The organism is Dechloromonas aromatica RCB (assembly GCF_000012425.1).
In genome coordinates, this window is sequence record NC_007298.1 from 998,838 (window position 1) to 1,023,238 (window position 24,401).

General features: G+C 59.1%; 21 protein-coding genes. 10 read left to right on the top strand and 11 right to left on the bottom strand.

The annotated features are described in order from the left end of the window. Positions 1-111: 111 nt before the first annotated feature. The 3 genes from dnaJ to grpE all read right to left on the bottom strand — a co-directional run bounded on the left by dnaJ (position 112) and on the right by grpE (position 3,861). Complete coding sequence (dnaJ, locus tag DARO_RS04810) at positions 112-1,248, bottom strand: molecular chaperone DnaJ (protein WP_011286687.1); 1,137 nt, start codon at positions 1,246-1,248, stop codon at positions 112-114. An 83-nt stretch (positions 1,249-1,331) separates the two neighbouring features. Next, on the bottom strand, positions 1,332-3,269 hold the full coding sequence (dnaK, locus tag DARO_RS04815) for a molecular chaperone DnaK (RefSeq protein ID WP_011286688.1): 1,938 nt from the start codon (positions 3,267-3,269) through the stop codon (positions 1,332-1,334). Positions 3,270-3,336: 67 nt separating this feature from the next. Beyond that, positions 3,337-3,861: a nucleotide exchange factor GrpE gene (gene grpE / locus DARO_RS04820; RefSeq protein ID WP_085961230.1), complete on the bottom strand. Its 525-nt coding sequence runs from the start codon at positions 3,859-3,861 to the stop codon at positions 3,337-3,339. A gap of 180 nt (positions 3,862-4,041) precedes the next feature. Between grpE and DARO_RS04825 the strand changes: the two genes are divergently transcribed. Next, complete coding sequence (locus DARO_RS04825) at positions 4,042-5,406, top strand: protein kinase domain-containing protein (protein WP_011286690.1); 1,365 nt, start codon at positions 4,042-4,044, stop codon at positions 5,404-5,406. 45 nt (positions 5,407-5,451) lie between these two features. On the opposite strand, the gene DARO_RS04830 is transcribed toward DARO_RS04825, so the two are convergent. From DARO_RS04830 to hrcA, 5 genes are read right to left on the bottom strand one after another with little or no spacing between them, the layout of a single operon-like run. After that, a complete protein-coding gene (locus DARO_RS04830) occupies positions 5,452-7,071 on the bottom strand; it encodes a methyl-accepting chemotaxis protein (protein WP_011286691.1) in 1,620 nt (539 codons plus the stop codon). A gap of 32 nt (positions 7,072-7,103) precedes the next feature. After that, complete coding sequence (locus DARO_RS04835) at positions 7,104-8,159, bottom strand: SPM autocatalytic domain-containing protein (RefSeq protein ID WP_011286692.1); 1,056 nt, start codon at positions 8,157-8,159, stop codon at positions 7,104-7,106. A 56-nt stretch (positions 8,160-8,215) separates the two neighbouring features. Further along, on the bottom strand, positions 8,216-8,659 hold the full coding sequence (trxC, locus tag DARO_RS04840; protein ID WP_011286693.1) for a thioredoxin TrxC: 444 nt from the start codon (positions 8,657-8,659) through the stop codon (positions 8,216-8,218). Between the two features lie 51 nt (positions 8,660-8,710). After that, positions 8,711-9,814 carry a ferrochelatase gene (gene hemH / locus DARO_RS04845; RefSeq protein ID WP_011286694.1) on the bottom strand — a complete coding sequence of 368 codons (1,104 nt, stop codon included), beginning with the start codon at positions 9,812-9,814 and terminating at the stop codon, positions 8,711-8,713. After that, entirely contained in the window at positions 9,814-10,842 is a 1,029-nt protein-coding gene (gene hrcA / locus DARO_RS04850; RefSeq protein ID WP_011286695.1) for a heat-inducible transcriptional repressor HrcA, read from the bottom strand. Before hrcA ends, hemH begins: the two co-directional genes overlap by 1 nt. Positions 10,843-10,889: 47 nt before the next feature. Here hrcA and DARO_RS04855 point away from each other — a divergent pair, with 47 nt between their 5' ends. Continuing rightward, a complete protein-coding gene (locus DARO_RS04855) occupies positions 10,890-11,819 on the top strand; it encodes an NAD kinase (protein WP_011286696.1) in 930 nt (309 codons plus the stop codon). Beyond that, entirely contained in the window at positions 11,819-13,492 is a 1,674-nt protein-coding gene (gene recN, locus DARO_RS04860) for a DNA repair protein RecN (RefSeq protein ID WP_011286697.1), read from the top strand. The genes DARO_RS04855 and recN overlap by 1 nt, the downstream gene beginning before the upstream one ends. Here the strand turns inward: recN and DARO_RS04865 are convergent. Both DARO_RS04865 and fur read right to left on the bottom strand, forming a co-directional pair. Continuing rightward, positions 13,489-14,094 carry a TMEM165/GDT1 family protein gene (locus tag DARO_RS04865; RefSeq protein WP_011286698.1) on the bottom strand — a complete coding sequence of 202 codons (606 nt, stop codon included), beginning with the start codon at positions 14,092-14,094 and terminating at the stop codon, positions 13,489-13,491. The two genes, recN and DARO_RS04865, sit on opposite strands and share 4 nt — an antisense overlap. Positions 14,095-14,111: 17 nt before the next feature. Continuing rightward, complete coding sequence (fur, locus tag DARO_RS04870; protein WP_011286699.1) at positions 14,112-14,555, bottom strand: ferric iron uptake transcriptional regulator; 444 nt, start codon at positions 14,553-14,555, stop codon at positions 14,112-14,114. A 94-nt stretch (positions 14,556-14,649) separates the two neighbouring features. Here fur and DARO_RS04875 point away from each other — a divergent pair, with 94 nt between their 5' ends. The 7 genes from DARO_RS04875 to DARO_RS04905 all read left to right on the top strand — a co-directional run bounded on the left by DARO_RS04875 (position 14,650) and on the right by DARO_RS04905 (position 24,011). Next, the gene (locus tag DARO_RS04875; RefSeq protein ID WP_011286700.1) at positions 14,650-15,132 is read left to right on the top strand and encodes an outer membrane protein assembly factor BamE domain-containing protein; all 483 of its coding nucleotides are present in this window, start codon (positions 14,650-14,652) and stop codon (positions 15,130-15,132) included. 2 nt (positions 15,133-15,134) lie between these two features. Beyond that, positions 15,135-15,941 carry a 4-hydroxy-tetrahydrodipicolinate reductase gene (gene dapB / locus DARO_RS04880; protein ID WP_011286701.1) on the top strand — a complete coding sequence of 269 codons (807 nt, stop codon included), beginning with the start codon at positions 15,135-15,137 and terminating at the stop codon, positions 15,939-15,941. 5 nt (positions 15,942-15,946) lie between these two features. Beyond that, entirely contained in the window at positions 15,947-18,505 is a 2,559-nt protein-coding gene (locus DARO_RS04885) for a response regulator (protein ID WP_011286702.1), read from the top strand. Between the two features lie 124 nt (positions 18,506-18,629). Continuing rightward, on the top strand, positions 18,630-19,778 hold the full coding sequence (gene carA, locus DARO_RS04890) for a glutamine-hydrolyzing carbamoyl-phosphate synthase small subunit (RefSeq protein ID WP_198134152.1): 1,149 nt from the start codon (positions 18,630-18,632) through the stop codon (positions 19,776-19,778). Positions 19,779-19,793: 15 nt separating this feature from the next. Next, positions 19,794-23,000 (top strand): carbamoyl-phosphate synthase large subunit, encoded by a 3,207-nt coding sequence (gene carB / locus DARO_RS04895; protein WP_011286704.1) that lies wholly within the window; start codon positions 19,794-19,796, stop codon positions 22,998-23,000. 68 nt (positions 23,001-23,068) lie between these two features. Beyond that, positions 23,069-23,545 (top strand): transcription elongation factor GreA, encoded by a 477-nt coding sequence (greA, locus tag DARO_RS04900; RefSeq protein ID WP_041224217.1) that lies wholly within the window; start codon positions 23,069-23,071, stop codon positions 23,543-23,545. Positions 23,546-23,549: 4 nt separating this feature from the next. Then, on the top strand, positions 23,550-24,011 hold the full coding sequence (locus DARO_RS04905) for a DUF4149 domain-containing protein (RefSeq protein WP_011286706.1): 462 nt from the start codon (positions 23,550-23,552) through the stop codon (positions 24,009-24,011). Here the strand turns inward: DARO_RS04905 and DARO_RS04910 are convergent, their stop codons facing one another. Further along, entirely contained in the window at positions 24,012-24,374 is a 363-nt protein-coding gene (locus DARO_RS04910) for a YhbY family RNA-binding protein (RefSeq protein ID WP_011286707.1), read from the bottom strand. Between the last annotated feature and the right edge of the window lie 27 nt (positions 24,375-24,401).

Genomic DNA, 24,401 nt, shown 5'->3' on the forward strand with positions numbered 1-24,401 from the left:
TTGTTTCGATATCGCTCTCGGGGCGACGGTGGACAAAAAAAGACCCGAGCATGGACTCGGGTCTTGATTCGCTTGGCTGACAAAGTCAGCCCTGGCTACAAGGTCAAACCATCATTCCGCAAAGAAGTCCTTGACTTTGTCCATCCAGGATTTGGAGCGCGGGTTGTGTTTGCCACTATTGTCTTTGCTCGACTCTTCCAGCTCGCGCAGCAGCTCTTTCTGACGTTCCGTCAGGTTGACCGGGGTTTCGACCACGACGTGGCACATCAGGTCGCCATGGGTATGGCTACGAACCCCCTTGATGCCCTTACCGCGTAGGCGGAAGACGCGACCCGACTGCGTTTCGGCTGGAATCTTGATCGCTGCGGCGCCGTCCAGCGTCGGGATTTCGATTTCCCCGCCCAGTGCCGCAGCGGTGAATGAGATCGGCATTTCGCAATGCAGGTCGTTGTGGTCGCGGGTGAAGACCGCATGGGGTTTCAGGTGGATCTGGACGTAGAGGTCGCCCGGAGGTCCGCCGTTGACACCATGCTCACCTTCACCGGACAGGCGGATCCGATCGCCCTCGTCAACACCGGCCGGAATCTTGACAGCCAGGGTCTTGTGCTGCTTGATGCGGCCAGCACCGTCGCAACTCTTGCACGGGTCGGCAATGAAACGGCCGGTACCGTGACACTTGTGGCAAGTCTGCTGGATTGAGAAAAAGCCTTGCTGCAGGCGAACCTGGCCGGAACCGCCGCAAGTCGGGCAGGTCTTGGGCTGGGTACCGGCCTTGGCGCCAGAGCCGTTGCAGGGCTCGCAGACCTCCATGGTCGGAATACGGATCTTCGTTTCCGTGCCGTGGGCGGCCTGTTCGAGCGTGATTTCCAAGTTGTAGCGCAGGTCGGCGCCGCGGTAAATGTTGGAGCGACCGCCACCACTGCCGCCGGCGCGCCCACCGAAAATCTCGTCGAAGATGCCACCGAAGGCGTCGGCAAATCCACCGCCACCACCGCCAAAGCCGCCGCCGCCCATGCCGCCCTGTTCCACGCCAGCGTGGCCGAACTGATCATAGGCTGCGCGCTTCTGGCTGTCCGACAGGATTTCGTAGGCTTCCTTGGCTTCCTTGAACTTTTCTTCGGCGCCTGGATTGTCCGGATTGCGGTCCGGATGGTGCTTCATGGCCAGCTTGCGGTAGGCCTTTTTGATCTCGTCGTCGGATGCATCGCGGTTGACGCCGAGAATCTCGTAAAAATCGCGTTTTGACATTATTTCTACCCGTCAAGTGACAAAGGCGCCGAGCGCCGCCGGAGATTTCCGGTAGGCTCGGCGCCGGGCTGTTAGGCCTGGGATTACTTCTTGTCCTTGTTCACTTCGGTGAATTCGGCATCGACGACATCACCCTCAACGGTCTTTTCACCGGCCTCGGCCTGTTGGCCAGTGGCGCCGGCCGCTGCACCTTCAGCCTGTTGCTGGGCGTACATCTTCTCACCCAACTTCTGGGCGGCAGCCGACAGGGCTTCGGTCTTGGCGGTGATGGTTTCCTTGTCGCCGTCGCGCAGCACGTCCTCGACATCCTTGATGGCGGCTTCGATGGCTGCCTTTTCGGATGCGTCGAGCTTGTCACCGTATTCGGTCAGCGACTTCTTGACCATGTGCACCATGCCGTCGGCCTGGTTGCGGGCATCGGCCAGTTCGTGCGCCTTCTTGTCTTCCTCGGCGTGCAACTCGGCATCCTTGACCATGGCCTGGATTTCAGCTTCGGACAAGCCGGAGTTGGCCTTGATGGTGATCTTGTTTTCCTTGCCGGTCGCCTTGTCCTTGGCCGTCACGTGCATGATGCCGTTGGCGTCGATGTCGAAGATGACCTCGATCTGCGGCGTGCCACGCGGGGCCGGCGGGATGCCTTCCAGGTTGAACTGGCCTAGGCTCTTGTTGCCGGAAGCCACTTCGCGTTCGCCCTGCAGCACGTGAATGGTCACTGCTGCCTGATTGTCGTCAGCGGTTGAGAAGGTCTGCGAGGCCTTGGTCGGGATCGTCGTGTTCTTCTGGATCAGCTTGGTCATGATGCCGCCCAGGGTTTCGATACCGAGCGACAGCGGGGTGACGTCGAGCAGCAGCACGTCCTTGACTTCGCCTTGCAGAACGCCGCCCTGGATGGCTGCACCGACAGCAACGGCTTCGTCCGGATTGACGTCCTTGCGCGGTTCCTTGCCGAAGATTTCCTTAACCTTCTCCTGCACCTTGGGCATGCGCGACTGGCCGCCGACCAGAATGATGTCGTCGATATCGCTGATCTTGCAGCCGGCATCCTTCAGCGCAGTGACGCAAGGGGCCATGGTGCGCTCGATCAGTTCGTCGACCAGCGACTCGAACTTGGCACGGGTGATCTTCAGGGCCAGGTGCTTCGGACCGGAGGCGTCGGCAGTGATGTAGGGCAGATTGACTTCGGTCTGCTGGCTGGAGGACAGCTCGATCTTGGCCTTTTCAGCGGCTTCTTTCAGGCGCTGCAGGGCCAGCACGTCGGCCTTCAAGTTGACGCCGGATTCCTTCTTGAATTCGTCAATGATGTAGTCGATCAGGCGCTGGTCGAAGTCTTCGCCGCCGAGGAAGGTGTCGCCGTTGGTGGCCAGCACTTCAAATTGGGTTTCGCCGTCGACGTTGGCGATTTCGATGATCGAGATATCGAAGGTGCCGCCGCCAAGGTCATACACAGCGATCTTGCGGTCGCTCTTGCTGGTCTTGTCCATGCCGAAGGCGAGGGCAGCAGCGGTCGGCTCATTGATGATGCGCTTGACTTCCAGACCGGCGATGCGGCCGGCGTCCTTCGTGGCCTGGCGCTGGCTGTCGTTGAAGTAGGCCGGCACGGTGATCACGGCTTCGGTGACTTCTTCGCCGAGGTAGTCTTCTGCGGTCTTCTTCATCTTGCGCAGCACTTCGGCCGAAACCTGCGGCGGAGCGATCTTCTTGTCGCGGGCTTCAACCCAGGCGTCGCCGTTGTCGGCCTTGACGATCTTGAAGGGCATCAGGGAGATGTCCTTCTGTACTTCCTTCTCTTCGAAGCGGCGGCCGATCAGGCGCTTGACAGCGTACAGCGTGTTCTTCGGGTTGGTGACGGCCTGGCGCTTGGCCGGGGCGCCGCACAGGATTTCGCCATCTTCGGTATAGCCGATGATGGACGGCGTGGTGCGCGCACCTTCTGCGTTTTCAATAACCTTCGGCTGGCCGCCTTCCATGATGGCGACGCAGGAGTTGGTGGTGCCGAGGTCAATACCGATGATCTTGCCCATTGTTCGATTCCTTAAGATGAATTGCTGATGTTCGTGAACTGGGGGCGCGGCCCCCGATTTCAAGTATTTATTTGCCCTTGGCGACCATGACGAGGGCCGGACGCAACACGCGGTCGGCAATCATGTAGCCCTTTTGCAGCACGGTGACCACGGTGTTGGCTTCCTGTTCGGAATCCACCATGCCGATCGCCTGATGCTTGTGCGGGTCGAATTTTTCACCGGCCGGATTGACTTCGTTCAGCGCGTTCTTGTCGAAGGCAGAGACCAGTTGCTTCAGGGTCAGCTCGACGCCGGACTTGAAGCTGTCGACGGTCTGTTCCTGCACGGCCAGTGCGGCTTCCAGGCTGTCCTTGACGGCCAGCAGTTCGCCAGCGAATTTCTCGACAGCGAATTTGTGAGCCTTGGAAATGTCGTCCTGGGCACGGCGGCGGATATTTTCGCCTTCGGCCTTGGCGCGCAGCCAGGCATCGTAGTGTTCGGCCGCCTTCAGTTCGAGGGCGCGAAATTGCTCTTCAATGCTCGGCAGGGTATCGGTGTGTTGCTCGGCGGTCGGTTCGACGACCGGTTCAACGGCGGGTTCGTTGCCCAGCATTGCGTCCTGGGCATTTTCGGGGTTAGACATGCAGATTTCTCCAAAAAAGCTGTTTGGGTAGATGGGGTCGGAAAATGCTCTTTCAAGAGGACTTGGAGAAAATCTTTATCGTTGAAATCCTCTACAGCGCCGGATGCCCCGTGCTACGATAATTCAGTAACTTTTTCCTGTGCATCCTGAATGGAAACAATCGGCAAATATCGCGTCGTTCGCGAACTGGGCAAGGGGGCGACCGCCACGGTCTACCTTTGTGACGACCCGGACTCCGATCGCCAAGTCGCCGTCAAGGTCATTCGCTTCGGACAGGACAGTGCGGCGATGTCGCGTCGCATGCGCAAGCTTTTCCAGAATGAGGGGATGGTTTCGAAGCGCCTGAATCATCCGAATATTGTTCGGGTGTACGAAGCCGTGGTCGAGGAAGATTTTGCCTATCTGGCCATGGAGTACGTCGAGGGTTTTTCGCTGGAAGAACATATCCGCATCGACAAATTGCTGCCCATGCACCGGGTGATCGGCATCATCTTCAAATGCTGCATGGCACTTGATGCGGCCTATCGCCAGGGCATCATCCACCGCGACATCAAGCCGGCCAATATCATGGTGGCGGCCAACGACGAAGCGAAGATTGCCGACTTCGGGCTGGCGCTGAACATGAACAAGGATATGGATCGCGATTCAACGTTCATCATGGGCGTTGGTTCGCCGGCCTACATGTCGCCGGAACAGATCAAGGGCTATCCGCTCAACCAGAAGACCGATCTCTACTCGCTTGGCGTGCTGCTATTCCAGTTGCTGACCGGGCGCCTGCCATTCCGTGCCAATAATCAGGCAACGTTGATCTATCGCATCATCAACACTGATGCGCCGGCCGTTACAGCGCTCAATCCGAATTTGCCGGAAGGCCTCAATGCTGTCCTGCGCCGGGCGCTGGAAAAGGATCTTTACAGCCGCTACCGCAACGGCGCGGAATTCGCCAAGGATCTGTCAGCGGTGCGCTATCAGATGCTTGAAGAGGACCAAACGGCACAGGACACCAAGCACTTCGAGATGCTGCGCCGGCTCGATTTCTTCACCGAATTCGAAAACATAGAGATCTGGGAAGTACTGCGGGTCGCAGTCTGGCGCGAAGTTTCGCCCAACGTGGCGTTGATTCGCCAGGGCGAGAGCAACAAGTTCTTCGGTGTTATCATTTCCGGATCTGTCGAAATTTCGATCGACGGTAAGGCCTTGTGTCGCCTTGGGCCCAGCGAGCCGGTCGGGGAGGTGGCCTATCTGCACCCGGCCAGCGATCAACGTTGTTCGACGGCAGTAACTCTGGAGCCGACACTTTTCCTGGAGATCAATGCCGCTGCACTGGCGCTGTCATCGGAGGAGTTGCTTGAGCGCATGCGGAATGTCCTGCTGGCCAGAATGATCGGGCGGATGCGGGAGGTGAACCGGGTTGCCGCGGCGCAAGGATTGCCCGCGGTGCAGAGTGCGACCGGTTCCTTGACCGGCGGGTCGCGTTCGGGCGGCGGCATGGACCTCTCACTGTCACCCATGTGAAAACCGCCTCCGAAGAGGCGGTTTTATTGAAGTCGATTTCCTGATTTAGACCTTGAAGCGGCCAACCAGGCTGGCCAGTCCTTCGGCCAGTCGCTTCAGGTCGTGCGCCGCGCCAGCGGTCTGTTCAACCGTGCCGGAGTTTTCGCGGGCCATGCCGGCGATGGCTTCAATGCTGTGCTCGACATCGCCCGAGAAGCGACGCTGTTGATCGGTGGCCGTGGCGATGGCGTCCAGTCCATGGCCGACTTCGGTGACCGAGCCGTTCGTTGCCTGCAGGATGTTGGAGACCGAGGCGACGGCCGACTGGCTGGACTCCAGATGTTCCAGCCCCTCTTCGATGCTGCGCCGGACGGCGACCGACTGGGCGCTGAGGTTGGCCGTGATGGCATCGATTTCGCTGGCTGAACGGGAGGACTTTTCGGCCAGCTTGCGTACTTCATCGGCCACCACCGCAAACCCGCGCCCCTGCTCGCCAGCTCGGGCTGCTTCAATGGCAGCATTCAGGGCCAGCAGATTGGTCTGCTCGGCAATATCCTTGACCTCGCGCGTCATCAGCGTGATCGATTCGGTATTGCGGACGAAGTTGTTGACCGACTCGGCCATTTCCTTGACGGCACTTTCGACGACCGTCATCTCGTTGAGCAACACGTTCAGGTTGCGGCTACCCTCGTTGGCACGGGCCAGGCTTTCCTGAGACTGGTGCTGGACATGCTCGGCGCTCTGGGCAATCGACGAAATACTCGAAACCAGTTGCTCGACCGCAGTGGCGGCATGGTTTGATCTTTCGTTCTGCTGATGCGAGCTTTGCGTGACACGGTCGGCACTTTCCGACAATGCCGCCACTCGTGAGGAAACCTGGCTGGCCGAGTCGCGGACCTGGCGAACCAGTTGATTGAAGTTTTCCATCATCTCGTTGAAAACAAGCGCCGATTGCCCGACCTCATCGCGCCCCTTGATCGGCAGGCGACGGGTCAGGTCGCCTTCGCCACGGGCGATGTCGCTGAGACCCTTGCGGAGTTCGTCGAGCGGTCGGGTCACAAAATGATGGGTAATCAGATAGATGATGAGCAACAGCGCACCCAGCGCGCCTAGCGCGACGCCGGCGATTTTCACGCGAAAGGCTGAAACCTCGGCTTCGACCGAGTCAAGCGAGACCTTCATGCTGACGACGCCGAGCACCGTGCCTTCAGGGACTTGGTGGCAGGCGATGCAGTCCTTGCCAAGATAGTTTTTCGAGGCCTTGGTCGGGTTGATGACTTGCAGGAAGGAGCTGCCGTTGGCAGATTCAACCGACATGTAGGGCGTGCCGGAGGCCATGACCTGTTTTTCTAGCACATCGAGCTCGCGCTGGCTCTTGGTGTCGGGGCCGAACAGCTTGACGACGGCGTCGCTACGGGCAACGTGCAGATCCTTGATGATCGATAGCTGCTTGATCTGGTCCAGGAAGACTTCGCGCTGGCCAACGGTGCCGGTGATCATCATGCCGGTCAGGCCGGCCATGGTCATTTCGTGGATGCTCTTCGAAAAATCCTGGGCCTGACGGATTGCCGTCTCTCGGTTAACCTGGGTGGTCCAGGCGATGGCGCCTGCCCAGATGATGGCCAGAACAACCCAAATGGCGGCGGTGAGGCGCACCCATATTTTCAAATCGGCAAAGCGCGGCATGAAATTCCCTCAAGTAACTGCCGCTCTTGTTGTCAAGCGGTCAGGTCGATTTGTTGAATTGTGCCAGCCGCGCCGCTCTCCTGCAAAAGTATTCCAGAAGTGCGAATTTTTCCAAGAAGTTCATTGGCATTTGTCTTGATGTCAAATGGCGTGTTTATGCGGCTTAGCGAGATTGCACCGACCCCGGCGGAGCCAAGCGATTGCAATTGTTCGGTGCCCTCGGTATTCCGTGTCCAGACCTGCAATTGTCCAAATGCGGCATCGTTTTCATCAATCCAGCCATTTTTGTCGTCATCCAGTTTCGCCAGCTCCTGAAAGCCATCGCCAGTGTTCGGGCCGAACAGTTCGCTGCCGTTGTTTACCTTGCCGTCATGATTCCGGTCGAAAACCAGAAAGCCGCTGCCCGGGGCGACGAAATTGATTTGCTCCTTGCTGCCATCGGAATTCAGGTCGAAGGCAAAGCGTTGATTGGTCAATTGCGCAGCGCTGCCCGAGAAATTAAGGACCAGTGGGTCGGTTTTGCGAGCAGCGTCACCAAGACGCAGACTGACGTTGCTTTCCTCATGATAGCTGCGCGACATTGAAAGTTGCAGATCGAAGCTGATTGCCCTGCCGTCAGCGGTTGTTACCGTGCCGCTGGCCGAGAAACTGGTCTGCTCGGTCTCGGTATAGGACTCGTGATAATCGTACTCGACACCATATCCGGCGGGGCGAACTGCCTCGGGACTGCTGGCGCCAGGAGGCGCCGTGACGGCGGGTGCCGCTTGCTCCGAGTGCAGTTCGCTGGCGTTGAAGACCTTGATCTGGCGTCCGGTCAGCAATTCCATCAAGGACCGGATCAGTTTCAGCTTCGGGTCATTGTCGATCTCTTCGTTTCCGGTCTCGTTCGTTGCGCGGGCACCGCTGGCAGCCTTTCCGGCGTCGGAAAGTGTCACGCTATCGGTGATTTGGGGGCGATTTGTCTGGCCTTCATCGCTAAAGGCCGGGCGGCGCGGGCCAACCCACATCTTCAGCGATTCGCTGACCTCATGCTGCTGCGAACTGGCGTGTGATGAGGCCAACTGCAGGCTGGCACTGGTGATTTTCATGGTGGCCTCCGCGAAGTGTGTTTCGACACACTGTTAACGGCAGCCGGCGACGGAAGTTAAGACTTGTAAAGATGCGGCTGTAGCCAGCGTTTCAGCGATCCGAGGTCGAGCGCGCCGCTCTGGCGGGCGATTTCGCGACCGTTCAAAAAGACAGCCAGCGTGGGAATGCTGCGAATATTGAAGCGGGCAGCCAGTTGTTGCTCGGCTTCGGTGTTGACCTTGACCAGTCGGGCGTAAGGTTCGAGGTCGATGGCGGCTTGATGGAAGGTCGGTGCCATCGTCCGGCATGGCCCGCACCACGGCGCCCAGAAATCGACGACGACCGGCAGATCGTTGCGCGATAGGTGGCGGTCGAAGTTTGCGGCGTTCAGTTCCAGCGGTTCACCGGTGAACAGGGGCTGCTTGCATTGGCCGCAGTTCGGCGCATCGCCCAGCTTCGCGGCTGGAATGCGATTGACCGCAGCGCAGTGCGGGCAGACGAGGTGCAGGTTTTCGGACATCTCAGGCTCCAAATATCAGGTTGTCCTGATATTTGTGCCATCTGACGAATTTCAAGCCCGGGCGCCGAATTTGAAGGCTTCTCGGGCGCTGGTTTCCAGTGCGTGCGGGTCGAAGGCAGTCTTGGTTGACCAGCCGCCGAGATGCTGCTCGGCGATGTCAGCCAGTGCCTTGATCCAGGCGTCGTCTTCGTTCAGTGCGGGAATGTAGTGATATTCCTTGCCACCGGCTTTCAGGAAATCGTCGCGGCCTTCCTGTGCGATTTCTTCCAGCGTCTCCAGGCAGTCGGCGACAAAGCCGGGGCAGATCACATCGACGCGGCGGACGCCTTTGCTACCCCATTCATGCAGCGTCGGCGCGGTGTAGGGCTGCAGCCATTCGGCTTTGCCGAAGCGTGACTGGAAGCAGATCTGGAATTGTTCCGGCTTGAGGTTCAGGCGCTCGGCTAGCAGGCGGCCGGTCTTGTGGCATTCGCAGAAATAGGGGTCGCCGAGATCCAGGCTGCGCTTGGGCAGGCCGTGGAAACTGATCAGCAGTCGGTCGTTGTCGCCCAACGATCCGTTGGTTTGCCAGTGCTGACGAACCGATTTTTCGAGGGCAGCCAGATAGCCTTCGTGGTCATGGAAGTTCCGGACAAAGCGCATTTCTGGCTGATTGCGGATTTTAGTCAGCCAGTTGGCCGCTTCATCCACGACAGTGGCCGTTGTGCTCGCGGCGTATTGCGGGTACATCGGCACCAGCAGGATGCGCTTGGCCCCTTCGGCCTTCAGGTGGGCGAGGACCTCCGGAATCGACGGCGATCCGTAGCGCATGGCCGAGGTTACAGTCAGGTGATGGCCGCGCTGGCCTAGCAGGCCCTTTAGCAACTTGGCTTGGCGCTCGGTATGGACGCGTAATGGCGAACCTTCCGGCATCCAGACCGAGGCGTATTTGGCGGCTGATTTCTTGGGCCGGATATTGAGAATGATGCCGTTGAGGATCAGCCACCAGACCGGCTTGGGAATTTCGACGACGCGCGGGTCGGACAGGAACTCCTTGAGATAGCGCTTCAATGCCGGGGCCGTCGGCGCATCCGGTGTGCCGAGATTGACGAGGACGACCGCAGTGGTCGCCGGGTTGCCGTGACGGTGCGGCGGTTCCGGGAGAAAACGGGGCATCAGTTGTCCGATTTGTAGGAGAGGGCGCTGGAGAGCAGGCGGGCGGTAATGTCGACGATGGGGATGACGCGTTCGTAGGCCATGCGGGTTGGTCCGATGACGCCGACCGAGCCGACGACCTGGCCATCCACCGTGTACGGGGCGGCAATGACGCTGCATTCGTCGAGCGTGGCGATCCCCGATTCACCACCGATGAAGATTTGCACGCCTTCAGCACTGTTGGAGATTTCCAGCAGGCGCATCAGGCTGGAACGTTGTTCAAACAGATCGAACAATTCGCGCAAACGCTTCATGTTGGAGGACAGCTCTTCGACATCGAGCAGGTTGCGTTCGCCGGAGATGACGTAGGGCGTTGTGTTTTCGGCCATGGCAGCATCGCCGGCATCAAGCGCCAGGGCCATCAGGGGCTTGATGTCGTCGCGCAGTTGTTTGATTTCCACAGTCAGGCGATGACGAATCTGTTCGAAATCGAGGCCGGCAAAATTCTGGGTCAGGTAATTGGCTGCGCTGACCAACTCGGCTGGGGAATAGACCTTGTCGGTGGTGACGATGCGGTTCTGCACATCACCATCGGCGGTGACGATGATCAGCAGGATGCGTTTTTCCGACAGGCTGAGGAATTCGATCTGGCGAATCCGGCTGCTCTGGCGACGCGGTGCGATGACCACCCCGGCAAAATGGGTCAGGCTGGACAGCAGTTGCGAGGCGCTGGCGATGATCTGGCCCGCGGGACGGCCGTGCAGGGCCTCCTCCATCTCGCCCATCTGGCGGGCTTCAAGCGGTTGCACGGTGAGGAGACTGTCGACGAACAGGCGATAACCGCGGGCTGTCGGAATGCGCCCGGCCGATGTGTGCGGACTGGCAACAAAACCGGCCTCTTCAAGGTCTGCCATCACGTTGCGGATGGTGGCGGGTGACAGGTCGAGGCCGGAAAACTTGGACAGCGCGCGTGACCCCACCGGCTGTCCATCAGCAACGTAGTGTTCGACCAGGGTCTTGAGCAGGGTGCGGGCGCGTTCATCAAGCATGGGGGGATTGTACAAAAAACTGGAGTCGGCGCCGTAACGCGTTTTTTATGCAAGAATTCGACCCCATGAATAGAGGCTTTGCTTCCTACCGCTCCCCCCGGACCATTGCGCTGGTCGGCAAATACCATAGCCTGGAAATTGCCGAGTCACTGCGCCGTCTGGCCGAATATCTCTATGAACGCGGTGTCTCCGTCTTTATCGAACGCGAGACGGCTGAACATATCGGCAAAATTGTCGATCTGTCGCGCTGGGTGACCTGCGGCTTCAACGACATCGGCGCCCATGCCGACCTCGCCATCGTGCTCGGCGGCGACGGCACCATGCTCAACGCGGCGCGCCGGCTGGCGCGTTACTGCGTGCCGCTGGTCGGGGTTAACCAGGGGCGCCTCGGCTTTATGACCGACATTGCTCGCGACGACATGCTGACCTGCATGGACGATCTGCTCGACGGCCGTTTCGCGCCGGAAAACCGGATGCTGCTGGCGGCCGAGGTGACTCGTGATGGCAAGGAAGTCGCCTCGAATATGGCGCTCAACGACGTCGTCGTCGATAAGGGCGCCATCGGCCGGATGATCGAATTCGAATTGTTCATCGATGGCGAATTCATCTACAACCTGCGCTCGGATGGCCTGATCGTCTCGACGCCAACCGGTTCCACCGCATATTCGATGTCCGCCGGCGGTCCGATCCTGAATCCGACCCTGACCGGCATCGCGCTGGTGCCGCTTTGTCCGCATGCCCTGTCGAACCGGCCGATCATCGTCAATGACAACACAGACATCGAGCTGCGCATCGTTAACGCCGACGACCCGCGGGTGCACTTCGACGGTCAGGTCACGCTCGACCTTGAGCGCGGCGACTGCGTCCGTCTGCGCCGTTCCGAACACACCATCTGTTTCCTGCATCCGCCGGGTTACAGTTATTTCGCCATGCTGCGCCAGAAACTGCAGTGGAGCGAACGGCCGAAGGGGCCCTGATGCTGCGCCAACTGACCATTAAAGACTTTGTCATCGTTGATCGGCTGGAGCTTTCGTTTTCAACCGGCTTCGGCGCATTGACCGGTGAAACGGGGGCTGGCAAGTCCATCCTGATTGATGCGCTGGCGCTCACTCTGGGCGAACGGGCTGATGCCGGCGTGGTTCGTTCCGGCTGTGAAAAGGCCGAAGTAGCAGCGACCTTCGAGGTTTCAACGCTGCCGGAAGTGCGAAGCTGGCTGGCTGAAAATGATCTGGAAGGCGATGACGAGTTGCTGCTGCGCCGTGTCGTCGACGCCGGCGGTCGTTCGCGGGCTTACATCAACGGTTCGCCGGCCACCGTGCAGCAATTGCGTGAAGTGGGCGAATGGCTGGTCGATATTCACGGGCAGCATGCCCATCAGTCACTGTTGCGTTCCGAAGCCCAGCGCGTGCTGCTCGATACGCATGCCGGTCTGAATGGCTTGGGTGGTGAGGTTGCCGCTGCCTGGAAAAACTGGCGCGAATTGGAACAGGCTTTGCGCAGTGCGAGTGAAGGTGCTGATGCCCTGCTGCGCGAGCGCGAACAACTCCAGTGGCAGATTGGTGAGCTCGACGGGCTGGCCTTTGGGGATGATGAGTGGGCCACCCTTGATGTCGAGCATCGCCGGCTGGGTCATGCCGCCAGCTTGATTGAAGGCGCCCAGTATGCGTTGGCTGTGCTTTCCGAAGACGAGGGCGCCTGTGAGCGCCAGATCGATGGCGTAGCGACCCGTCTGGCGAGTCTGGCGGAATACGATCCGGCTTTGGCGGAAGTGGCTGGGCTGCTGGGTTCGGTGCAGGCCGAACTGTCCGACGCGGTGTCTACCTTGCGGCGCTATACCGACCGGGTCGATCTTGATCCGGCCCGTCTGGCCCAGGTCGAGCGCCGGATGGATGCGGTGATGTCCCATTCCCGAAAATATCGCGTTCAGCCGGCCGAGTTGCCCGGTTTGCTGGCCGGTTGGCGGCAGCGTCTGGCGGCTCTGAATGAATCGGCTGATCTGGCAGCGCTCGAAACCAAGGTGGCTGCTGCCAAAGCGGCCTATCGTGCCGTCGCTGAAAAGCTCTCTGGCGGCCGCAAGAAAGCCGCTGCCGAGATGGGGCTGGCGGTCAGCGAAATCATGCACCAGTTGGCGCTTTCCTCCGGAAGATTCGAGGTCGCCCTGGTGCCGGTGACAGACGGTGCGGTCTATGGTCTGGAACAGGTCGAGTTTCGCATTGGCGGCCTGGCTGGCAATGAAGCCAAGTCGCTGGCCAAAGTGGCTTCTGGGGGCGAATTGTCGCGGATCAGCCTGGCTATTCAGGTGCTGACTTCGCGCTCGGCCAGTGTGCCAACCCTGATCTTCGACGAGGTCGATGTCGGCATTGGTGGCGGCGTCGCTGAAATTGTCGGTCGCCTGTTGCACGAACTGGGTTGCGAACGCCAGGTCCTGTGCGTGACGCATCTGCCGCAGGTGGCGGCTGAGGCCAACTGGCAGTGGCAGGTCAGTAAATCAACGCGTGATGGTGTGACCCTGAGCGCCATTCAGCCGCTTGATGAAGATGGGCGCATTCAGGAAATTGCCCGAATGCTGGGCGGTGTCGAGATCACCGATATCACGCTCAAGCATGCCCGCGAACTGCTTGGCACAAGGGCCAAAAAGGCAAAAGTCTAAACCAGGCCAAGCAGGCGCAGGGCGGCGAGCAGCGCCAGCAGCAGGAAAAACACGCCACTGATCCGGTGTATCCACTTCAGGGGTAGGTGATTGAGCAATCGTCGGCCGGCGAAGACGCCGAGCAGCGAAGTGCACGCCAGCGCCAGTGTGGCGCCAACCCAGGTGGCGCTGGCATTGGCCGCGCTACCCATGCCGGCGACTGCGATCTGTGTCTTGTCGCCGAACTCGGCGAGGAAAATCATCAGGAAAGTGGTTGCGAAGATGCCGTGGCCCGGTTTTTCCTCGATTTCTTCATCCTCCTCTTCTTCCTTGAAGCGAAGTGCGCTGATCCCGAAAATGGTGAACAGTACGGCGACGGCCAAGGTCACGACCCATTCCGGCAGCCAGGCAGCAACGGCCGCACCGAACAGCACGGCGAGCAGATTGAGGATGGCGAAGGCGGCGACCGCGCCCAATACAACGGGCAGGCCGCGATGGCGGGCGGCCAGCGTCATGCAAACGAGCTGGCTCTTGTCGCCGAATTCGGCCAGGGCAATCAACAGGAATGTGGCACCCGCCGAGGATAGCCAAGCCCCCGGGGCAACAACAGCAATGTCAGACATGGAGAAGTTTCAGTGAATCAGGACTTGCTGTCCGGATTATTGCGGTGCTGGCACTCGGCCTTGGTGCATTGGGCATAAAGGTAGAGCGCGTGATCCTGAATCGCGAAGCCGCGCTCTTTGGCAATGGCATTCTGGCGTTTTTCAATTTCAGGATCGTAAAATTCTTCAACACGGCCGCAGTCGATGCAGACCAGATGGTCGTGGTGCTTGCCGTGATTGATTTCAAAAACGGCTTTGCCTGACTCGAAGAAATGACGTTCGAGCAAGCCGGCCTGTTCAAACTGGGTCAGTACGCGGTAAACCGTGGCCAGCCCGATATCCATGTTTTCATTGATCAGCATCCGGTACACGTCTTCCGCCGTCATGTGACGCAGGGTGCTTTTTTCGAAAAGCTCCAGAATCTTCAGGCGGGGAAAAGTGGCTTTCAGCCCCATGTTCTTGAGGCTTTGCGGATCGCTCATCGTGGAAATTCCAGAAATTGTTCGGGCAGGCAAAATGCTGATTTCGGGTATGATATACCGCTTCAAAGCCGATTGAGAAACTCCGGAAACCCGAATGCGCCGTTCCCGTCTATTGCTCGTTGCAGCATCCTGCGCGCTCATTACCGCTTGTTCATACAAGCCGAGCTTCATCAATGAATACAAGATCGACATCCAGCAGGGCAATGTCCTGTCGCAGGAGATGGTGTCCCAACTGAAGCCGGGACAGACCAAGGATCAGGTCCGCTTCCTGTTAGGCACGCCGCTGGTCGCCGATATTTTCCATCAGCAGCGCTGGGACTATGTCTATCGCTATCAGAATGGCCAGACTGGTGTGGTCGAGTCACGCAAGTTCGCTGTCTTTTTCGATACCGAAGGCCGGCTGGAGCGGGTTGATGGCGATGTTGCCGTGGCCGATACCAGCGAGCTGACCACACCGGTTGCCAAGAGCCGCCTGGTCGACCTCGGGACGCTGTCCGGCGAAGCCGCTGACAAGCCGCTACCGCCGCGCGAGGAGCCGGGCTTTTTCCGGCGTGTCATGAACATGTTTGGATTCTAGGAATGAGCGCTACACGTATTGGTGTCGTTGGGGCCGGCGGTCGCATGGGACGCATGCTGATCGAGGCAACACTAAAGGATGATCGTCTGGTTCTGGGCGCGGCTTTCGATGTGCCGGGCAGCCCGGCATTGGGCAAGACTGCAGGCGAGTTGGTCGGCCTGCCTTGTGATGTCGTCGTCACCGATGATGTGGCTGCTGGCCTGAAGAATATTGATTGCCTGATCGATTTCACCCGCCCGCAAGGGACGCTGGTTCATCTCGAACTCTGCCGTAAGGCTGGTGTGGGGATGGTTATTGGGACCACTGGTTTCGAGGCAGATGGCAAGGCCGTCATCGCCGAGGCCGCCAAGGATATCCCGGTTGTTTTTGCGCCGAACATGGCCGTGGGCGTCAATGTCGCTTTCAAGTTGCTTGAGACAGCCGCCCGTATTTTGAATCAGGGCTACGACATCGAAATCGTCGAGGCGCATCATCGCCTCAAGGTCGATGCGCCCTCCGGAACCGCCCTGCGCATGGGTGAAGTGGTGGCTTCGGCGCTTGGTCGCGATCTGGAAGAGTGCGCAGTTTACGGTCGTGAAGGCGTGACCGGCGAGCGCGATCCGTCGACTATCGGCTTCGCCACCGTGCGCGGTGGCGATATTGTCGGCGATCACACTGTCATGTTCTGCGGTATCGGTGAGCGCGTCGAGATTACGCACAAGGCCAGCAGTCGCATGCCTTACGCCCTTGGCAGTCTGCGTGCGGCTCGTTTCATGGCCGGTCACAAGAGCGGCTTGTTCGATATGCAGGACGTCCTCGGCCTGCGCTAGTCTTCATGAAATCCAAGCTGCTCGCGAAACAGCTTCAGGAAATCTTCGGCGGCGAAGGTGCGCCGCAATTCCTGATGCTGCTCGAGCAAGCGCGCGCCGCACAGCAGCATGCCTTGGCGGATGGAACCGAAAAACTGCTGGGTACGGTCGATTCGACCTATCGGGCTTATGCCGGCCTCAATCTCAGTGGCTGGCATACCAAGCTCTCCGGTGACGCTCTCACGGACTGGAACATCGGCAGTGGCACCATCGATTCCGGGCGCCAATGGAAAGAGATGCTTGGTTATGCCGATGGCGATCTCGATAACTCGATCGCGCAGTGGCAGCGCATGGTGCATCCCGACGACTTGCGTCTGCTGCAGACACGAATCGAGGCGCACATTCAGAACCAGGACAGTCACTTTCAGGCCGAGTGCCGCTTCAAGGCGCGTGACGGCCAGTGGCGCTGGTTTCTTTTGCGCGGTGCAGTGGCCGCCCGTAATGCCGAAGGGAAACCGGCACGGGTGTTGGTGTTGCAACGAGATATCAGCGACGTCAAGGCGGCAGAATCGGCGCTAATCTCGGCGAAAGAAGTGGCCGAATCAGCCAACAAGGCGCGCGGGGCTTTTTTGGCCAATATGAGCCACGAAATCCGGACGCCGATGAACGGCATTATCGGCATGACCGAATTGGCGCTCGATACGCAACTGGATGCCGAGCAACGCCACTATCTGAAAACGGTCAAATCGTCCGCCGAGGCGCTGCTGACCATCGTTAACGATATTCTGGATTTCTCGAAAATCGAAGCCGGCAAGATGGAGTTCGAGTCGCTGGTTTTTTCGATGCAGGACACTGTCCTTGAGGCTGTGCGGGTCTTGGCGGTCAGCGCTCACAAGAAGGGGCTTGAGCTGGTGGCGGATGTTCGCCCCGAAGTGCCGGCTCGCATTGTTGGCGACCCGACGCGCTTGCGTCAGGTGATCATCAATCTGATCGGCAATGCCATCAAATTTACCGAGCGGGGCGAGGTGGCGCTCAAGGTTGAAGTCGATCAGTCAACAGAACGCTCGGTTTATCTCCGGTTTTCGATCCGGGATACCGGAATAGGTGTTCCCGCGGACAAGCAGCAGGCGATTTTTGAGGCGTTTTCACAGGCCGATGTGTCCACTACCCGCCGCTTTGGCGGAACGGGATTGGGGCTGGCGATCAGCGCGCGCCTCGTTCAACTGATGGATGGCAAGATCTGGCTCGAGAGTACCCCGGGGCAAGGTTCTGTTTTTTCTTTTACCGGACGCTTCGGGGTTCAGGAGGCGACATCGGTACGCCCCTTCGAAGCGAGGTTTGGCGGTCGGCGCGTCTTGGTGATCGAAGATAACGCGACCGTCGGGCAATATCTGGTCGAGCTCCTGGAGCAGCTTGGTGTTCAGGTTTCCCTTGTGGCGGATGGGGCGGCTGCGGTTGCAGCGATGGAACGAAGTCGGGCGATGGATTTTCCCTACGACTATGTTCTTGCCGATGCCAATATGGATGCTCCGGCAGGGTTCGCGTTGGCTGAGGCTTGGGGGCGGTCCGGTCGGGTGGAAAAACTGATTGTTATGCTGACGACTGAAAATCAGCGGCATGATCTGAGTCGACTGCGTGAAATCGGGGTTTCTGCCCACTTGGTCAAGCCGATCGGTGGGGCTGATTTGATTGACGCTTTGGCGCTTGCTGATGGGCCCGGCAACCAGGAGTTGAGCGAATTTGCTCTTTCGGAAATCAATTTTGACGGGGTGGCCAAAGAGGATTCTTCCGGGCTGAATATCCTGCTGGTTGAGGATAATCCGGTCAATCAGGAGCTTGCGACTCGTCTTTTGGAGCGTCAGTCGCATCGGGTATCCCTGGCAAACAACGGGGCGGAAGCCGTCGATTTGTTTGATAGTGGCCATTTCGATGTCATCCTGATGGATATGCAGATGCCGGTGATGGGCGGCATCGAGGCGACTGAAGCAATTCGGTCTCGCGAAATGCGGCGGAGCTGGGTTGTCTCACATGAGCTCAAGCCAGTCTACATCATCGCAATGACGGCTAACGTCATGGCGACAGATCGTGATCGTTGTCTGGAGGCGGGAATGAATGACTATGTCGCCAAGCCTTTGCGTTCTGAAGAGTTGTATGCCGCGCTGGAACGTGCACGAGGTGGCCTTGCCACTGACGACTTCATTGTTAACGATGCGCCGCTTGTTGATGCGTCTTCGCAACTCGATCTGGGGGCTGCACTGGGTGATATCGGTGAGCCGGAATTATTTGCGACCATGGCTGGCATGTTGCTGGCGGAGTGGGACGCTCATTTGGGGCGGGTAAGAACCGCTATTGATGCGACTGATGCCCATGAGGCGCGGATGCACGCCCATACGCTGAAAAGTCTGCTGGCGATGTTCCATGCCGAGCGTGCACGGCGTCGTGCCATGGAAATCGAGCAGGCGACGATGACGGTTGAAAATGTCGATTGGGCCAACTGTCGCCGTCTCTACGCCGCCTTGATGGAGGAAATGGCGTTGATCAAACCTTCGTTGATACGCTATGTTGAGACGCGTGTAATCCCTTGAATTTGCCTGAAAAGGCACTTTTCGGCTAGAATAGGAAGGTTAAAAAGCACAAGCGGGGAGGCGCAAGCCTTCCCGCTTGGCACATGAATAAGCAGAAAATATTTGGAGAGCCGACGTGTCACTGCTGCCCTCATTCACACCCGCCATTCTCGCCCTCGCCGACGGAACGGTTTTCAAGGGCCAATCCATCGGCGCTGATGGCGTAACCAGTGGCGAAGTGGTGTTCAACACCGCCATGTCCGGCTATCAGGAAATCCTTACCGATCCGTCCTATTGCCGCCAGATCGTCACCCTGACTTACCCGCATATCGGCAACACCGGTTGCAATGCGGAGGATTTTGAATCCAATGCCAACTACGCCGCCGGCCTGGTCATTCGCGACCTGCCGCTGGTCGCCTCGAACTGGCGTACCCAGGACGACCTGTCGTCCTACCTGAAAAAGCACGGCATCGTGGCCATCGCCGGTATCGACACCCGCAAGCTGACGCGCATTCTGCGTGAAAAGGGCGCCCAGGCTGGTTGCATTCTCGCCGGTGAAGTCGATGAGTCCAAGGCCCTGGCCATGGCGCGTGCTTTCCCCGGTCTGAACGGCATGGACCTGGCCAAGGTAGTTTCAGCCAAGGAGGTCTATCCCTGGACCGAGGCCGAGTGGACCCTGAAAGGCTACAAGGCTGCCGCTGAGCCGCGTTTCCATGTTGTTGCCTACGACTTTGGCGTCAAGCGCAATATCCTGCGCATGCTGGCCGAGCGCGGCTGCCGCCTGACCGTGGTACCGGCGCAGACGCCGGCTGCCGACGTGCTGGCCATGAAGCCGGACGGCGTGTTCCTGTCCAACGGCCCCGGCGATCCGGAGCCTTGCGATTACGCCATTGCCGCCATCCGTGAATTCCTCGAGCGCGGCGTGCCGACGTTCGGCATCTGCCTTGGCCACCAGTTGCTGGCCCTGGCCTCCGGCGCCAAGACGGCGAAGATGAAATTCGGTCACCACGGTGCGAACCACCCGGTCAAGGACCTGGATAGCGGCCAGGTGCTGATCACCAGCCAGAACCACGGTTTTGCGGCGGACATCGATTCGCTGCCGGCCAACCTGCGGGTTACCCATGTCTCGCTGTTCGATGGTTCCCTGCAAGGCATCGCCCGCACTGACGTGCCGGCCTTCTCCTTCCAGGGGCACCCCGAAGCCAGCCCGGGTCCGCACGATGTGGCCTACCTGTTTGACCGCTTCCTCGACACCATGACGCGTGGCGTTGCCGCGCTGCAGCCGGCGAAATAAGGCGAGAGTAAAGAAATGCCGAAACGTACAGACATAAAAAGTGTTTTGATTATTGGCGCCGGCCCGATCATCATCGGTCAGGCCTGCGAATTCGACTACTCCGGCGCGCAAGCCTGCAAGGCGTTGCGCGAAGAGGGTTACAAGGTCATTCTGGTCAACTCCAATCCGGCGACCATCATGACCGACCCGGAAATGGCCGATGTCACCTACATCGAGCCGATCACCTGGCAGGTTGTCGCCAAGATCATCGAAAAAGAACGCCCGGACGCGCTGCTGCCGACCATGGGTGGCCAGACCGCGCTGAACTGCGCGCTCGATCTCGACCGCGAAGGCGTGCTCGCCAAGTTCAACGTCGAGCTGATCGGTGCTTCCAAGGAAGCGATCGACAAGGCCGAAGACCGTCAGAAGTTCAAGGATGCGATGACCAAGATTGGTCTCGGTTCCGCCAAGTCTGCCACCGCGCACAGCATGGAAGAGGCTTACCAGGTGCAGGCCGTGATCGGCTTCCCGACCATCATCCGGCCCTCCTTCACGCTGGGCGGTACGGGCGGCGGCATCGCCTACAACATGGAGGAGTTCGAGATCATCTGCAAGCGCGGTCTCGAAGCATCGCCGACCAACGAGCTGCTGATCGAGGAATCGCTGCTCGGCTGGAAGGAATACGAGATGGAAGTCGTCCGTGACAAGGCGGACAACTGCATCATCATCTGTTCGATCGAGAACCTCGATCCGATGGGCGTGCACACCGGCGACTCGATTACCGTTGCGCCGGCTCAGACGCTGACCGACAAGGAATACCAGATCCTGCGTAACGCCTCGATCGCCGTGTTGCGCGAGATTGGTGTCGATACGGGGGGGTCCAACGTCCAGTTCTCGATCAACCCGAAGGACGGTCGGATGATCGTCATCGAGATGAACCCGCGTGTTTCGCGTTCGTCGGCCCTGGCCTCCAAGGCGACCGGCTTCCCGATCGCCAAGATCGCCGCCAAGCTGTCGGTCGGCTACACGCTGGATGAACTGTCGAACGACATCACCGGCGGCAAGACGCCGGCCTCATTCGAGCCCTCCATTGACTACGTCGTGACCAAGGTGCCGCGTTTCGCCTTCGAGAAATTCCCGCAGGCCGATTCGACGCTGACCACGCAGATGAAATCGGTTGGCGAAGTGATGGCTATCGGTCGCACTTTCCAGGAATCGCTGCAGAAAGCCTTGCGCGGTCTGGAAGTGGGTGTCGATGGCTTCAACCTGAAAACGGTCGATCCGGAAACCATCGACGAACAACTGGCCCGGCCGACGCCGGATCGCCTGTGGTACGTCGCTGACGCCTTCGGGATCGGCATGTCGGTCGAAAAAGTGTTTGACCTGACCAAGATTGATCCGTGGTTCCTGGTCCAGATCAAGGAGATCGTCGATCTCGAACTGGCTGTTGAAAAACGTGAATTTTCTTCGTTGACCGCAGAAGAGCTGCGTTATCTCAAGCGTAAGGGATTTGCCGACCGTCGTCTGGCTCACCTGACCAAGACCAGTGAAACCGCTGTCCGCGAGCGTCGCCATGAACTCAAGGTGCGTCCGGTCTACAAGCGCGTTGACACCTGCGCTGCCGAGTTTTCGACCGGTACTGCCTACATGTACTCGACCTACGAGGACGAGTGCGAGGCCATGCCGACCGACAAGAAGAAGATCATGGTGCTCGGCGGCGGTCCGAACCGCATCGGTCAGGGCATCGAGTTCGACTACTGCTGCGTGCATGCCGCGATGGCGATGCGCGAGGATGGTTACGAGACCATCATGGTCAACTGCAATCCGGAAACCGTTTCCACCGACTACGACACCTCCGACCGTCTGTACTTCGAGCCGCTGACGCTGGAAGACGTGCTGGAAATCTGCGCGATCGAAAAGCCGGTCGGCGTGATTGTCCAGTACGGTGGCCAGACCCCGCTCAAGCTTGCGCTGGCGCTGGAAGCCAATGGCGTGCCGATCATCGGCACGACGCCGGAGTCTATCGACATCGCCGAAGACCGCGAGCGCTTCCAGAAGCTGCTGCACGATCTCGGCCTGAAGCAACCGCCGAATCGTACCGCTCGTACCGAAGAGGATGCGCTGCGTCTGGCTCAGGAGATCGGTTATCCGCTGGTTGTTCGTCCGTCCTACGTGCTGGGCGGCCGGGCCATGGAAATCGTCCATGAGCAGAAGGACCTCGAGCGCTACATGCGCGAGGCGGTCAAGGTCTCCAATGACTCGCCGGTGCTGCTCGACCGCTTCCTGAACGACGCCGTCGAGTGTGACGTCGATGCGCTTTCCGATGGCGAAGAAGTGATCATCGGTGGCGTCATGGAGCACATCGAACAGGCGGGCGTGCACTCTGGTGACTCGGCCTGCTCGCTGCCGCCGTATTCTTTGTCGGCCGCCGTGCAGGACGAACTGCGTCGCCAGACCAAGCTGATGGCCAAGGCGCTGAATGTTTGCGGCCTGATGAACGTCCAGTTCGCCATCAAGGACAACGATGTCTACGTGCTGGAAGTGAATCCGCGTGCGTCGCGCACCGTGCCTTTCGTTTCCAAAGCGACTGGCCTGCAACTGGCGAAGATTGCCGCCCGCTGCATGGCGGGGCGCAGCCTGAAGGACCAAGGTATTACCAAGGAAATCATTCCACCGTATTACTCGGTCAAGGAAGCAGTCTTCCCCTTCGTCAAATTCCCGGGCGTCGATACCATTCTTGGGCCGGAAATGAAGTCGACCGGCGAAGTCATGGGGGTTGGTGTCACCTTTGCCGAAGCCTTCGTCAAGTCGCAACTCGCTGCTGGCGTCAAGCTGCCAAAGTCCGGCAAGGTCTTCCTGTCAGTCAAGGATAGCGATAAGGCCAAGGCGATCGAGATCGCCCGCCACCTGCACGATGCCGGTTTCCATCTTGCGGCAACGCGCGGTACTGCGCACGCCATAGAGGCTGCCGGTCTGCCGGTGCAGTCGGTTAACAAGGTGACCGAAGGTCGTCCGCACATTGTCGACATGATCAAGAACAACGAAATCGCACTGATCATCAATACGGTGGAGGAAAAACGCGGTGCAATCAACGACTCGCGTTCGATCCGCACCTCGGGCCTGCAGGCACGGGTGACCATGTATACGACGATTTGGGGCGCCGAAGCCGCAGCTGAAGGTATCCGTCATCTGGGCGAGCTGGTGGTGTATCCGATTCAGGCGCTGCACGAGCAGCTTCACTAAGACCAACCCGAACCGCCGGGTAGCCCTTGTTTTGGGCGCCGGCGGTTTTGCTTTTGCTGGAAGATAATATGAGCAAAGTTCCGTTGACCGTGGCTGGTGCCGAGAAATTGCGTGAAGAACTGCATCGTCTGAAGACCGTCGACCGCCCTTGGGTGATCGCAGCCATTGCCGAGGCTCGGTCGCATGGCGATCTGTCTGAGAATGCCGAATATGATGCGGCCAAGGAGCGCCAGGGCTTTATCGAAGGGCGTATCCAGGAGGTCGAGGGCAAGCTGTCCAATGCGCAGATCATCGATCCCAAGCTGCTCGATGCAGATGGCCGCTGCGTGTTCGGGGCAACGGTTCAGATGGAAGATCAGGATTCTGGCGCCGGCGCGACCTACCAGATCGTCGGTGAGGATGAGGCTGACATCAAGGCGGGCAAAATTTCCGTTAATTCACCGATGGCTCGTGCCTTGATCGGCAAATACGCTGGTGATATCGCCCAAGTTCAAGCCCCCGGCGGCATTCGCGAATACGAAATCATCGACGTTCGCTACGAATAATTCAGTGCGTAAACTGGCCGAAGCGCTCTACCTTGCTCTCATTGCCCTGTGGGTGGGGGGCATGTGGGCGATCGGTTATCTGGCGGCGCCGGTGTTGTTTGCCAGTTTGGCTGACCGCCAACTCGCCGGCATGGTCGCTGGCAAACTATTTACGTTGATCGGATGGGTGGGGCTGGGTAGTGCGGCCTATCTGCTGATCTTCCTGGTTTCACATTGGCGTGGGCAGGTATTCAAGCTGGCCGTGTTCTGGCTGGTGGTTCTGATGGCGCTGATGGTAGCTGCCAGCCAGTTCGGGATACAGCCGCTGATGGCTCAACTGAAGGCGGATGCCTTGCCACGCGAGGTCATGGAAAGCGTCTTGCGTGACCGCTTTGCCGCCTGGCACGGCATTTCCAGCATCCTCTATCTGGTGCAGAGTTTGCTGGGGCTGTGGCTCGTCGTCTGGAGTGGTCGCGGGCTGCGGTGATCAGCCTTGGTGGGCGCGTTTGGTCTTGCGTGGTTCGGAAGCGGGGCGGCGCGAGTTCTGGCTTTTTTTGGCTTCAGCCGCTGCTTTTTCGATAGGAGCCGGGCGAAAAACGACCAGCAGCTTGCCGATATGTTGAACCGGAGCGGCGTCCAATTGGGCGCAAATCTGCTCGTAGAAGGCGATCCGATTCTCCCGGCTGTCGCCATAAACGCGGATCTTGATCAGTTGGTGGGCCCGTAGGTTGAGATCGATTTCCTTGAGTACGGCCTCGGTGAGGCCGTTTTCGGCAATCGACACGACGGGATTCAGATTATGTGCCTGGGCACGCAGTTCAGAGCGTTGGGCAGATGATAATTGCAGCATAGTAAACCTTTCAAAAACGGCATTTTA